Source organism: Aestuariivirga sp., from assembly GCF_047600585.1.
GTDB lineage: Bacteria > Pseudomonadota > Alphaproteobacteria > Rhizobiales > Aestuariivirgaceae > Aestuariivirga.
In genome coordinates this window covers 315,877-329,317 of record NZ_JASGKP010000001.1, presented here as the reverse complement: position 1 = coordinate 329,317, position 13,441 = coordinate 315,877, and the positions used below count along the sequence as shown (strand labels likewise).

12 protein-coding genes are annotated in these 13,441 nt (G+C 63.9%); 2 read left to right on the top strand and 10 right to left on the bottom strand.

Going from position 1 to position 13,441, the window contains the following annotated elements; translation table 11 throughout:
- Positions 1-27 precede the first annotated feature (27 nt).
- Positions 28-1,260, top strand: coding sequence for a vWA domain-containing protein (locus tag QM801_RS01430; protein WP_415017430.1), 1,233 nt, complete (start codon positions 28-30; stop codon positions 1,258-1,260).
- On the opposite strand, the gene QM801_RS01425 is transcribed toward QM801_RS01430, so the two are convergent.
- The 10 genes from QM801_RS01425 to QM801_RS01380 form a co-directional block, all read right to left on the bottom strand.
- Positions 1,257-2,264: a dimethylarginine dimethylaminohydrolase family protein gene (locus QM801_RS01425; protein WP_415017429.1), complete on the bottom strand. Its 1,008-nt coding sequence runs from the start codon at positions 2,262-2,264 to the stop codon at positions 1,257-1,259. The genes QM801_RS01430 and QM801_RS01425 overlap by 4 nt on opposite strands.
- Before the next feature lie 27 nt (positions 2,265-2,291).
- Positions 2,292-3,389, bottom strand: a complete 1,098-nt coding sequence (mtnA, locus tag QM801_RS01420) for an S-methyl-5-thioribose-1-phosphate isomerase (RefSeq protein ID WP_415017428.1) — start codon at positions 3,387-3,389, stop codon at positions 2,292-2,294.
- 25 nt (positions 3,390-3,414) lie between these two features.
- Positions 3,415-5,865 carry a GcvT family protein gene (locus QM801_RS01415; protein ID WP_415017427.1) on the bottom strand — a complete coding sequence of 817 codons (2,451 nt, stop codon included), beginning with the start codon at positions 5,863-5,865 and terminating at the stop codon, positions 3,415-3,417.
- A gap of 113 nt (positions 5,866-5,978) precedes the next feature.
- Entirely contained in the window at positions 5,979-6,758 is a 780-nt protein-coding gene (locus tag QM801_RS01410; RefSeq protein WP_415017426.1) for an ATP-binding cassette domain-containing protein, read from the bottom strand.
- On the bottom strand, positions 6,758-7,900 hold the full coding sequence (locus QM801_RS01405; protein ID WP_415017425.1) for an ABC transporter permease: 1,143 nt from the start codon (positions 7,898-7,900) through the stop codon (positions 6,758-6,760). The genes QM801_RS01410 and QM801_RS01405 overlap by 1 nt, the downstream gene beginning before the upstream one ends.
- 26 nt (positions 7,901-7,926) lie before the next feature.
- Positions 7,927-8,913 (bottom strand): sugar ABC transporter substrate-binding protein, encoded by a 987-nt coding sequence (locus QM801_RS01400; protein WP_415017424.1) that lies wholly within the window; start codon positions 8,911-8,913, stop codon positions 7,927-7,929.
- A gap of 59 nt (positions 8,914-8,972) precedes the next feature.
- The gene (locus tag QM801_RS01395) at positions 8,973-9,800 is read right to left on the bottom strand and encodes a polysaccharide deacetylase family protein (RefSeq protein ID WP_415017423.1); all 828 of its coding nucleotides are present in this window, start codon (positions 9,798-9,800) and stop codon (positions 8,973-8,975) included.
- Between the two features lies 1 nt (position 9,801).
- Positions 9,802-9,999 carry a hypothetical protein gene (locus tag QM801_RS01390; protein ID WP_415017422.1) on the bottom strand — a complete coding sequence of 66 codons (198 nt, stop codon included), beginning with the start codon at positions 9,997-9,999 and terminating at the stop codon, positions 9,802-9,804.
- Entirely contained in the window at positions 9,989-10,711 is a 723-nt protein-coding gene (locus QM801_RS01385) for a TIM barrel protein (protein ID WP_415017421.1), read from the bottom strand. The genes QM801_RS01390 and QM801_RS01385 overlap by 11 nt, the downstream gene beginning before the upstream one ends.
- Before the next feature lie 11 nt (positions 10,712-10,722).
- Positions 10,723-11,856 carry a Gfo/Idh/MocA family protein gene (locus tag QM801_RS01380; RefSeq protein WP_415017420.1) on the bottom strand — a complete coding sequence of 378 codons (1,134 nt, stop codon included), beginning with the start codon at positions 11,854-11,856 and terminating at the stop codon, positions 10,723-10,725.
- A gap of 94 nt (positions 11,857-11,950) precedes the next feature.
- Here QM801_RS01380 and QM801_RS01375 point away from each other — a divergent pair, with 94 nt between their 5' ends.
- On the top strand, positions 11,951-13,432 hold the full coding sequence (locus QM801_RS01375) for a PLP-dependent aminotransferase family protein (RefSeq protein ID WP_415017419.1): 1,482 nt from the start codon (positions 11,951-11,953) through the stop codon (positions 13,430-13,432).
- The last annotated feature ends 9 nt before the right edge of the window (positions 13,433-13,441 follow it).

Below are 13,441 nucleotides of genomic sequence, written 5' to 3'. Positions count from 1 at the left end.
GGGGAATACGGTCGAAGGGACAGCAACATGCTTTCGCGCATCAGGTCATTTGTATCCAACACATCGGGCAGCACTGGAACGCTGTTCGGTCTCATTGCCGTACCGTTGCTGCTCGCCGCCGGTGCCGCGATCGACTACGTGCGCCTTGCCGACCGGCAGACGGAACTGGCGTCCGCGCTGGATGGTGCGGCCCTTGCCGCAGCGACCGCGAAGGATGCAAGCGAGACCCAGCGCATCCAGATCCTCAAGACCTATTTCGACGAGAACCTGAAGTCGTCGTCGCGCAGCGTGCTGATCGATGCCAAGCTGACCGGCACCTCCATCGTCGCCTCCGCCAAGGAGCCGGTGCCGACGCTGCTGATGCGGCTTGGCGGTATTTCCTCCATGCTCGCCGAAGCCGACACCGAAGTGATGCTGCCCACCGCCGGCAAGGCCGAGGTGGTGATGGTGCTCGACTATTCCGGTTCGATGATGGACTCGAACAAGTATTCGCGCATGGCCGCCGCCGCCAAGGACATGGTGACGAAGCTCGCCTCCGCCACTGAAGCCGGCAATCTCAAGGTCGGCCTCGTGCCCTTCTCCGCCATGGTGCGCACCTCCATGCCAGCCGCCTATGTCACGCAGTCAAGCAAGACCGCGACGTGGACGGGCTGCACCCAGGATCGCGTCAATCCCTACACGACCGGCCTTGCCACGCCCGGCGCATCCGCCGACAGCAAGTGGGGTTACTTCGACAACACATACGAGAACCAGGGCAACTACGATTGCAATGCCTATGCCACGAAGAAGCTCGACATCCTTCCGCTGACGACCGACTTCAAGGCGGTGACGCAGAAGCTCGACGCCATGCGCCCGCTCGGCAACACCAACATCCAGCTCGGCGCCGAGTTCGGCTGGAACCTGCTCGACAACGCCGCTCCGTTCACGGAAGGCGCGCCCTATACCGACACCAAGAACCGCAAGTACCTCGTGCTGCTGACCGACGGCGTGCAGACCTCGAACGGCTGGGGCCCCGGCAAGAGCCGCAACGTGGCCCAGGCCCAGAAGAACCTTCTGTCGATCTGCTCTGCCATGCGCGCCGAGAGCATCACGGTCTTCACCATCGCCTATGACGTGACCGACCCGAAGGTGACCTCGCTGCTGAAGCAGTGCGCCCCGGGCAAGTACTTCGAGCCTGACGTGGGCGGCAACTCGATCAACCTGGTGTTCAGCGAGATCACCTCGCAGATCAGCAACGAACTCGTCCGCCTCGTCCGCTAAACGCTGTCGCGTCGGAGCGGCGTGGTGGAACAGTGGATGCCGCCGCCGTTCTTGTGCATGGCGGCGTAAGGCACCGTGACCCACGACACGCCGTGCTGGGCCAGCCTGTCCAGCGTGCGGTTCGTGGCGCCCGCCGGCATCACCATTTTGCCGGGCGCAATCGCCAGCGAATTGACGATCCATGAATCATCGGCGGGATCGATCTCGATCGTCCGGATGCCGCGCGCCTTCAACTCCTCAAGGAAGGAATAGGGCAGTCCGAAGGGATTGATGAGGGCCAGATCCTTGTCGATCATCAGGAACGAGACATCGAGATGGATGTCGTAGCCCGGCAGGTCGACGATCAGCAGTTCGACGCCCTGGCGCTTCAGCACCTCGCCTACCTGCTCCGCCCCGTCGCGGTTGACGCGCACGCCCACGCCGATGGCGCAGGTCTTGCTGTTGAGCCAGGCGAAGCTGCCGCCTTCCATGATGCCGGTGCCGGAGATGGTGCGGAGAATGGGGATGCCGATCTTCGCCAGCGTGCGGGTGATCGCCAGTTCCTCGCCCCGGCGGATGCGCGCCCCCATGCGGCAGACGATGGCGCCGCCCTTCACCATGATCAGCGGATCGCGGGTGTAGCACGACTTGAGGCGCGTGTTGTCGACGCCCTCCACGTGATAGACCTCAATCCCGGCGGCCTCGAAGGCCTTCACCATGGCATCGTGCTGCGACTGCATGGCGGGAATGTCGGGCGGCGTATCGCTCTGGAAGTACCAACCCTTCTCCACGTCACCGAAGGAACCGATCTCGGCGATGCGCTTCTTCGAATCGACGATCTGCATCTCCGGTCCCGGGCGGTGCACGAGGATGGAGCGCACCTGGCCCACGTCATTGTCGATGCCCCAGACCTTGCCCCAGGTGCGGGAGAGTTCCGTCTCGGCTTCGAAGGGCGGTGAGGCATCGGCCGCGAACATCTTGATGGTCTGGTTGTAGATCCAGTGGGGATTGCTCTCGGAGGTCATTGCGGTCCTGCTGTGTGAAGTGAAGGGTCAGGGCTTGGCGTCGGGAAAGAGTTTGCGGAGGCCCTCGCGCGAGGCGGGCGCCACGCCGCGCTCGGTGATGAGGCCGGTCACCAGCCGCGCCGGGGTGACGTCGAAGCCGTAATTGATGGCCTTGCTGCCGGTGGGCGTGAGCTGCACGGTTTCGACCGTGCCGTGGCGGGTGAGGCCGCTGATGTGCGTGACTTCGCGCTCGGAGCGGGTCTCGATGGGAATCTCGCGCACCCCGTCAGACATGCTCCAGTCGATGGTCGAAGACGGCAGCGCCACATAGAAGGGCACGTTGTTGTCGTGGGCGGCAAGAGCCTTGAGATAGGTGCCGATCTTGTTGGCGACATCGCCGCTTGCCGTGGTGCGGTCGGTGCCGACGATGCAGAGGTCGACGAGGCCGTGCTGCATGAGATGGCCGCCGGCATTGTCGACGATCACGGTGTGCGGAACGCCTTCGCGGTTCAGTTCGAAGGCGGTGAGGCTGGCGCCCTGGTTGCGGGGGCGCGTTTCATCCACGTAGACGTGGACGGGAATGCCCTTGCGCACCGCCTTGTAGATGGGTGCTGTCGCCGTGCCCCAGTCCACCGTGGCGAGCCAGCCGGCATTGCAATGGGTGAGCACGTTCACGGGGCGCGCCTTGCCGTTCCTGATCCAGTGCTGTTCGATGAGGGCGAGGCCATGTTCGCCGATGCTGGAGCAGATTTCCACGTCCTCATCAGCGATCCGCGCCGCTTCGGCATAGGCTGCGGCGACACGGGAGGCGGCGGGCACGGGCGCGAGCACCTGCTGCATCCGGTCCAGCGCCCATTTCAGGTTCACGGCGGTGGGCCGCGTCTTCACCAGCACATCATGGGCGCGTTGCAGGTTGCGGTCGGTCGCATCTTCCGTCATCGCCAGCGCCATGCCGTAGGCACCAGTCGCGCCGATCAGCGGTGCGCCACGCACCAGCATGTCGGAGATGGCAGTGGCCGCATCATCCATGCTGCGGAGGGTCGTGATCTCCAGGAGATGCGGCAGCTTGGTCTGGTCGATGATCTCCACACCCCTGCCGTCGCCCGCGAGCCAGATCGTGCGAAAGTCCTTGCCGTCAATCTTCATGGGCGAACATTTCCCTTTTCTGCCGTCATTTCAGCCGCTCGCCCTTGGGGTCATACCACGGGCGCAATTGCACCTCGACAGGATAACGCTTCCACGCCACCTCCACCTCCCATGTGCCGCTCGCGAGCCAGGCCTCGCTGACGCCCGCCTCATGGCTCACATAGCCGAGGCCCAGTGACGCGCCAACGCGATGTCCCCAGGCACCTGATGTGACCGAGCCGACGATGGCGCCATCGCGCAGGATGGGCTCGTTGTGGTGGAGCATCGGCGCCTCGCTGCCCGGCACGCGCAGTTGCACCATGCGCCGCGTGACAGGGCCTGCCGCCTTCTGCTGCAGCAGCGCCTCGCGGCCGATGAAGCCGCCGGCCTTGTTCAGCACCACGGCAAAGCCGAGACCGGCGTGATAGGGCGTATCCTCCTCGCCGATGTCGTGGCTCCAGTGACGGTAGCCCTTCTCCATGCGCAGCGAATTGATGGCGAAAAATCCGCCCATGCGAAGACCGAAGGCCTTGCCCGCCGCGACGATCTCGTCGAACACGTGACCGGCGAATTCCGTCGGCATGTAAAGCTCGAAACCCTGCTCGCCCACGAAGGTGAGGCGCGAGGCCCGCACCCGGGCGTAGCCGAGGTCGATCTCCCGCGACGTGCCGAAGGGGAAGGCGGCATCGGAGAAATCTGTCGGCGAAAGTGTTGAGAGCATAGCCCGCGCCTTCGGTCCCATGAGCGCCAGCATCGGCATGGCCGAGGTTACGTCACGCACGAAGACATGGGCATCATCCGGAATGTGCCGCTTCAGCCAGGCGATATCGCGGCGCTGCGAGATGGCGATCGTCACAACCAGGAAGGACGTGTCCGAGAGGCGCGTGACCGTGACATCGGCCTCGATGCCGCCCTTGGCGTTGAGCCACTGGGTATAGACCACCTTGCTAATGGGAACGTCGATCTCGTTGGCGCAGACGCTGTTCAAAACGCGAAGCGCATCGCGGCCCTCCACCTCATACTTGATGAAGCAGCTGTGATCGAAGAGCGTCACGTTCTCCATGGTGTTGCGGCATTCATCGCGCACGTTCGTGAACCAGCTGGGCTTGCCGTAGGAATACTGCACCGTCGGCATCGTGCCCGGCGTGCCGAAGAAGCCCGGGCGTTCCCAGCCTGCCGCTTCCGTCATCCAGGCCCCCATGGCGAGAAGCTTGTCGTGGAAGGGGCTGCGGCGAACGCCGCGCGCGGTTTCGAACTGGCGCGAGGGCCAGTGCATGTCGAAGAGCAGGCCCAGCGTTTCTGTGGTGCGCTCCTCGAGATACTTGCGGTTCACCTGGAAGCTCTGCATGCGGCGCACGTCCACATCCATGAGTTCCATGGGCGGGTGGCCATCCCTGATCCAGTCGGCGAGCGCCTTGCCGACGCCACCCGACGAGAGAATGCCGATGGAATTGAAGCCCGTGGCGCAGAAGAGGCCGCGCACCTCCGGCGTTTCACCCAGCAGATAGCGGTCGTCGGGCGTGAAGCTCTCGGGGCCGTTGAAGAAAAGCTGTATGCCCGTCTTCTGCAGCACGGGCACGCGGCGCGTGGCCTGTTCCAGATAGGGCGCGATGTGTTCCACATCCTCGGGCAGCGAGTCGAAGGAGAAGCTGTCCGGTATGCCTTTCTGGCCCCAGGGCTTGGCATTGGGTTCGAAGAAGCCGACAAGAAGCTTGCCCGCATCTTCCTTGTAGTAGGTCCATTCATCACCGAGGAAGAGAACAGGCAGATTGCGCGGCAGGCCTTCCACCGGTTCGGTGACGATGTAGAAATGTTCCGCCGCATGAAGGGGCAGCGCCACGCCTGCCGTGGCCGCGAGATCGCGCGACCACATGCCGCCGCAGATCACCACCTTCTTGGCGCGGATCTCGCCCTTTTCCGTCATCACGCCCGCCGCACGGCCCTGCTCCACGATGATCTGCGTGACGGCGGTATGTTCGAGAATGCGGGCGCCCCGCGTGCGCGCACCCTTGGCATAGGCCATGGTCACATCGGCGGGGTTCACCTGCCCGTCGTGCGGGAACCAGAAACCGCCGACGATGCCATCGGTGCTGATGGGGCCCCAGCGCTCCTTGATCTCGCCCGGTGACACGGGCTCGACCGGAAGCCCGAAGTTGCGCCCCATGGAGGCGCCGCGCGCAAGCTCTTCATAGCGGCCGGGCGTGTTCGCCACGCGCAGCGAGCCGTTGCGCTTGAAGCCTGTGGCCTGCCCCGTTTCCGCTTCCAGCGTGCCGAAAAGCTCGCCGGTATACTTGGCAAGCTCGGTCATGCGCCGCGTGGCGCGAAGCTGGGTGACAAGGCCTGCCGCATGCCAGGTGGTGCCGCAGGTGAGCTGCTTCCGCTCGCAGAGCACGACGTCGGTGATGCCGATCTTGGTGAGGTGGTAGGCAATCGAGGCGCCGGCCACGCCGCCACCCACAATGACGACGTCCGCCCGTGAAGGAAATTCAGAACTCACCCGCTCATACTCCGTGCCTGACCGTTTGCACGGAGGAACCTACACCAGCGGCCTTGCAGCGGGCAATCAATACGCTCTGTCGCATCCCTTTCGGGGGATATCGGGAGGCGGCCTCAGGTGCTCATGATGCCTGCCGCTTCCAGCGCCTTCAGTTCGCGGCGTCCGGCCATGATGTCCAGCACTTCCATCTCGCTGATCTCGGCCTTCCTGTAGGTGCCGACCGACTTGCCGCGGTTGAGCAGCGTGAACTTGTCGCCCACCGGATAGGCATGATGGATGTTGTGGGTGATGAAGATCACGCCAAGGCCGCTAGCCCGCGCCTGCGCCACGTAGCGCAGCACGATCGAGGCCTGGTGCACGCCCAGCGCCGAAGTGGGCTCATCGAGGATCAGCACGCGGGCGCCGTGATACACGGCCCGCGCAATCGCCACGCATTGCCGCTCGCCGCCCGAGAGCGTGCCCACCGCCTGTTGCGGGTCACGCACGTTGATGCCGATCCGCGCCAGTTCCTGCATGACGATGGCATCCGCCTTCTGCATGTCGATGCGCTGGGTGAGCCACCTGCCCCGCACCGGCTCGCGGCCGAGGAAGAAGTTGCGGGTGATGCTCATGAGCGGGATCATGGCGAGGTCCTGGAACACCGTGGCGATGCCCCGGTCCAGTGCCTCGCGCGGCGAGGAGAGGATGACCGGCGTGCCATCGATCAGCACCTGTCCGGTCGAGGGCTGGTAAACGCCCGAGAGGATCTTGATGAGCGTGGACTTGCCCGCGCCGTTGTCGCCGAGGAGACAGTGCACTTCCCCCGGTTCCACCGCGATGTTGATGCCGGAGAGGGCCGTGACCGAGCCGAAGCTCTTGCTGACGTCGCGAAGCTCGATGATGGGCGCAGGCATCAGCGGGCCTCCGTCGCCTTGCGGCGCACCACGTTGTTCACCAACACCGCAATCAGCACCATGACGCCGAGGAAGACGTTGAACCAGTCAGAGTCGATGCCGGTGAAGAAGATGCCCATCTGCACCGTGCCGAAGATGAGCGCGCCGAAGACGGCACCGATCGCCGAGCCATAGCCGCCGGTGAGGAGGCAGCCGCCGATCACCGCAGCGATGATAGCCTGGAATTCCTTCTGCGTGCCGCGCAGCGTATCGGCGGAACCTGTTTCCAGAACCTGGATGGTGGCCAGCAGCGTTGCCGCACAGGCCGTGAAGATGAAGAGCATGATCTTCACGCGGTTGACCGGAACGCCGACGTTGCGCGCGGCGTTGGCATCACCGCCTGCCGCGAAGATCCAGTTGCCGAAGCGCGTCTTGATGAGAAGCCAGGTGGCGAGAACGGCAAGCACCATCCACCACGCCACCGACATGGAGAGACCGGGCACGACCGGCAGGCCGTCGTCACGCGCCTCCACCCAACCGAGGCTGGCGAGCCAGTGATAGAACCCGCCCAGGAACTTGCCGCCGAAGAGCCAGACGACGAAGGAGTCTTCCTGGCCATCGGTGATGTAGGGAATCTGCGTGCGGCCGGTAACTGCGCGGGTGATGGCGAGCGTGAGGCCGCGCAGCACGAATAGGCCTGCAAGTGTGACGATGAACGAGGGCAATCCGGTGCGGACGACGAGGATGCCGTTCAGGAAGCCCACGATGATGGCGAAGCCGAAGGCGATCAGCACTGCAAGCCAGATGGGCAGACCGAACTGCGCCACGCAGAGGCCGATGGTGACGCTGGCGAACCCTAGCATGGAACCGAGCGAAAGATCGAACTCGCCGCCGATCATGAGCAGCGCCACGGGGATGGCGAGAATGCCGAGTTCCGCCGAGACCTGCAGGAAGTTGGCAATGCCGAGCGACGAAAAGAGCCCGGAATTTCCGGCGAAGATGCCGAACAGGGCAAAGACGAGAACGGTGCCCGTGAGGGCGCCAAATTCCGGCCGCCGGAGCAGCCGGATCAGGGTGTAGCGGACACCGCCCGGACGCACCGGCAGGGCCGGTGCGGGAGGAGGCTTGAGATTGCCGGGCGGTACCGCATTCGCAGATGTCATTCCTTCGCCTCCCCTGCTGACGGGCCTTACCGGAAGCCGGCCTTGCTCAGGTCACGCACCGCGGCTGCATCACCCTTGGTGATGAAGGCCGGGCCCGTGCGCACGGTTTCCGTCGGGAAGGTCGCATACTGCGCCTTGGAGGCGAGGAAGACCACCGGCAGGTAACCCATGAGGAACTGCTGGTTGTCGATGCCGAACATCATCTTGCCCTTGTCAACCGCATCCAGCACTTCAGCCGAGAGGTCGAAGGTGCCCATTTTCACCTTGTCGATCAAGCCGCGCTCTTCCAGCATCTTGAGGATGGGAGAGGCAACCGTCGGGCCAAGGGTGAGGATGCCGGTCGTTCCGGCATTGGCCTTGAGGAAGGCTTCAAGGCGGCGGGTGGCGTCGGTCGGGTCCATGGTGATGGCGAGCACCTGCGACTTGCCGCCCGATTCACCGAGGCCCTTCTCGAAGCCTTCGCAGCGCTTGTCGAGCGAGACGTTGCCGACTTCGTGGTTGAGGCAGACGCCTTCCTTCACGCCGGCCTTGCCCATGATGCGGCCGGCATTCACGCCGTTGTCGTATTCGGAACCGCCGCCCACGAAGAGATCAAGGCCCCAGGGGCCCACCTGCTCTTCGCCCGTGTCGATGACGACGACGGGAATGCCCGCGGCCTTCGCAGCCTTCACAGGCGCTTCAAGTGCGGCGGCATCGGGGATCGAGATCACCAAGCCATCGGGCTTCGAGGCCACGGCGGCTTCCAGCATCTGGCGCATGCGCACCACGTCCCAGGTTTCAGGCGCCTGGTAATTCACGGTCACGCCGAGCTGCTTGGCGGCGGCCAGCATGCCGTTCTTCACGACCGTCCAGTACACATCGTTCGCCTGCCCGTGGGTGACGAATTCGATGCGGATGTCCTTCATTTCCTTCACCTGGGCGAGTGCGCCCGTGGCGGTGGCCGTGACGAGCGCCGCAGCACCCGCAACCAACCCGAAAATGTTCCGCCGGGTGATGTTCAAGATCGACTTCATGACGAGGCTCCTCCGTTTGCGACAGTGGTTTCACGCCACTGCTGTTTTGTGTTCGGTGATCAGGCCGGTATGCATGTCCGCCTGAAGGCTTGTTTCTCCAGCCACTGCCCGAACGTTGCACTGGCCAGAAAGTCGAATTCCTGAATGCGCACCTGGGCCGAGTCCTCGATCACCTCGATCTCGCCCGGTGCGTTTGCATGCAATGCGTAGAAGTTGAAGCCCTCCGCCGTCTGGCTGAAGAGCTCGGTGTAGCGCTGCTCGACCGTGCCCCGGAGGTGCCACGGCGTTTCCAGAACCCGCGCCGCTGGCGTCTTGCCCTTCGAACGGAGAACCGCAGCACGCGTTGTGTAGAATGTATCGTCGAGAGGCCCGAGATTGTGCTTGGGTCCATAGCTTTCCATGGAGGCAGGATAGAGGGAGGGGATGCCATACTCCTCCGCCAGCCGGAGATAGATGTCGTAGAACTCGGGCGCGAGGATCGCGCCCATGTGGCCATCCATATGCGTTGCCTTGAGGCCGGAGGCCTTGAAGGCTTCGATCTGTGTACGGAGTTCTTCCTCCACCGCATTGGGATGGGCGTTGCGCCGCAGTTCTGGCACGTTCCGCCACATGAAGCCATCGCCATCGACAAGGCCCGAGGCTTTGCTCGCCTTGCTCATGGGCCGCCAGCGGTAATAGGTCTTCTCGGAATTGAGCGTGAGATGGATGCCGACGTTCAGGTCCGGATTGGCCTTCGCCAAATCCACCATCTCGAGATACCACGGACAGGGCACCATCAGCGAACCGGAGTCCACGCGGCCCGCCTTCGACAGGGCCACGAAGGCGACGTTGGCGCCGTGGCACATGCCGATGTCGTCGATGTTGATGCAGACGGTTGTTTCACTCATCTCACGGCCTCACGGGGTCAACAGTGAATCCGGCGTCCTTCGCCATGCGTGTCAGGTTCTTGCAGCCCATGGTCGCATAGGTGAGCGGATGGGCCTTCTTCGGGTCCTGCTCCGCCTCGACGACAAGCCAGCCGGCAAAGCCCGCACCTTTCAGCTTCTTCAAGAGCGGCACATAATCGATGCTGCCGTCACCGGGCACGGTAAAGAATCCCTTCCAGCACCGCATCCATGAAGCTCATGTCGGTGGCGCGGGCCTTCTTGAGGATGTCGGGGCGCGTGTCCTTGCAGTGGAAGTGGACGATGCGGCCCAGGTGCCGTTCCAACAAGCTTTGGGGATCGCCACCGGAGAAAGCGCAATGGCCCGTATCGAACAGGAGACCAACGGCGGGGCCGGTGTGCTTCATCAGCGCATCCACTTCGGCGTCCGTCTCGACGATTGTTCCCATGTGATGATGGAAGGCCATGGCAACACCGAAGTCGCGCATCTTCTCGGCGAGCGCCGTGAGCTTGCGGCCGTAGGCGGTCCATTCATCCACGGGCAGGATGGGGCGCTGCGAGATCGGCCCCCAGATGGCGCCATGGCGGCCCAGCGACGTATCGGCATAGACGACGTGCTTCGCGCCGCAGTCCCTGAGCAGGGTGAGATGTGGCAATACCGCCGCGAATTCCTCATCGACGCTGCGCTCCGCCATGCGGCCATCATACCAGCCGGAGACCAGATCGAGCTTGTGCGCGGCAAGAACGCCGGCCAGCGCCTTGCTTTCGCGGGGGAATTTTCCGCCAAGCTCAGTGCCGTGGTAGCCCGCCGCGCGGGTTTCCGCGAGGCAGGTTTCGAGCGGCGTGTCGCCGCCCAGTTCCGGCACGTCATCGTTTGTCCAGGTGATGGGATTGATGCCGATGCGGACGCTCATTGTACTGTGCCTCAAACGTAATGAAAGGCTTCCGGATCGTCGATCCAGCGCCGGGTTTCGGAAGACGAGACGATGGCTTCGCAGAGCGAGGAGATGCGCGCTGCTTCGCCGAGGTCAGGATAGGATGACTGACCCGCCGCGATGCCGCGCAGGAAGCCGGCAAGCTCGATGGTCTTGAGATCGTTGAAGCCGAGGCCATGGCCCGGTGCGGGCAGGAAGGCCGCGTAATCCGGATGGGAAGGATTGATAAGCACCTTGCGAAAGCCGTCATCGCCCGCCGCATAGACATCGAGTTCGTTCAAACGCTCGGCGTGGAGGCTGATGCTTCCACGCTCGCAGGTGACTTCGAAGGCGAGGTCCATCTTGCGGCCATGGGCGATGCGGCTCGTCTCGATCACGCCCGTGATGCCGCTTGCGAAGCGGACCACGGCGGAGGCGACGTCTTCATTCTCGACCTTGCGCAGCGGGGAGCCGGCACCGCCCGTCCGCCGTTCCGCATGGACGAGCGCGATGTTACCGCTGAGCGATGCGATGGGGCCGCACAAGGCGCGCGCAATCGAAATGATGTGGCAGCCGAGATCGCCAAGCGCACCGCAACGGCCGGCGAAGGTGCGGTCGAGACGCCAGGAGAAGGGCGCATCCGGCGAGGCAAGATAATCCTCGAAGTGGCGGCCATAGAAATGCACGGGCTTGCCAAGCTTGCCGCTGGCAATGATGTTCCGCGCCTCCGCCACCATGGGGGCGCGGAGATAGGTGAAGCCTGCCGCCGTGACGACACCGGCCGCCTTCGCCTCTTTTGCAAGCGCCGACGCTTCCGCCGCCGAGAGTCCGACCGGCTTCTCGCACAGCACCGGCTTCTTCAGGGAAAAGGCGTAACGCGCAATCGCTGCGTGATCACGGCTGGGCACGGCGATGATGACGGCATCCGCCATTTCCACCGCCTTCTTCCAATCCGATGTGGAGGTGGCAAAGCCCATGGCTTCGGCCTGGGTCGCGGCCTTCGCGCCATCGGCATCACAGAGGACATGCGCAACCGCGCGCGCCGGAAGATCCGCAAAGGTGGCGTTGACGGCATTGATGGCAAGACCGTGGGCGCGGCCAATAAAGCCGGCACCGATCAAGCCGATCTTGACGACGGGCTTCACGTCAGTTCCCTCCGGGGCACACGCCGTTTGCGGCGTTTGTTCTTGTCTTGCGGAAACACTAGACCTAAGTTGGCTCCCTTCAAGAACCAGAATTATGCGAAATCAGAGAACCAGAAATGTTGCGGCACAAGCCACGCTTGACGGCATCGCACTCGATGCCGCGGCGGCGATGCCCTTGCCGCAACAGCTCTATCGCCATCTCAAGAGCATGATCCTGGAAGGGCACCTGAAGGCGGAGACGGCACTCCCCTCCTCGCGCCAGCTTGCAAGTGACCTTGGCATCGGCCGCAACACCGTGATCGCCGCCTACGAGCAGCTTGCAAGCGAAGGTTACATCGACAGCCACGAACGCGCGCGGAGCTTTGTGGCGAAGCTCGCGCTTCAGCCGCAGGACAGCAAGCGGCCGCCGCCTGCTGTCACTACAGGTTCCCTGTCGCGGCGTGGTTCGATCATGGCAAAGGAGCCGCGGCAGCAGGGCTTCCCCGGCATCCGCGCCTTTCACCCCGGCCTGCCGGACGTGTCGCTCTTTCCCTTCGACAAGTGGCGGCGTGTGCTCTCGAACCGGCTGCGCCCCAGCGGCGAAGACCTGTTCGGCTACCATCACATCGCAGGCTATCCGGGGCTTCGCACCTCGATTGCGAATTATCTCCAGACCTCGCGCAACGTGAAATGCGATGAACAGCAGATTGCCGTCACCACGGGCGCGCAGGCGGCTCTCGATATTCTGGCGCGGCTGCTGATCGATCCGGGTGATGACGTGTGGCTCGAAGAACCGGGCTATCTCGGCGCGCAGAGCGCCTTCCTTGCGGCAGGCGCCAACATCATGCCGCTGCATGTCACGCAGGACGGATGGGACCTCTCGCGCATGCCGACGCGGCCGCCGAAGGTGATCTATCTCACGCCATCCTGCCAGTCACCGCTCGGCGTCACCATGCGCATGGAGCAGCGTCTCACCTTTCTGGAACTTGCCAGCAAGTGGGGCGCCTGGGTGATCGAGGATGATTTCGACAGCGAGTACCGCTTCACCGGACAGCCCATCCCTGCCATGCAGGGCACCGACCGCTATGGCCGCACCATCTACGTGGGCACCTTCGCCAAGACTTTGATGCCCGCGCTGCGGCTCGGCTTCGTGGTTCTGCCGCCGGGATTCCAGGAAGCGTTCCAGAGCGCCATCAACCTCACCGGACAATATCCGCCGCTCGCCCTGCAGGCCGCCCTTGCGGACTTCATGGACCGCGGCTTCTTTGCCCAGCACCTGCGGCGCACCAGGCGGCTTTATGCCAAGCGGCGCGATGCCTTCGTCGGACTCTGCAACACCATGCTGGGGAAGTGGCTGACGCACGATCTCTCCGACACCGGCCTGCAGATCGTCTGGGAGTTCCGCAAACCGGTCGACGACAAGCGGATCGCTGGCGAGGGGCTGGAGGCCAAGCTCAACCTTGCACCGCTCTCGCAGTATTACCGCCATGGTCGCGGCCAATCCGGCCTCGTCATGGGCTTCGCCGCCATCAACGAGCGCGAAATGCGGAACGGCCTGCAGCGCCTGCGCACCATCCTGACACGACATGCTCCATAGAATGAGGAC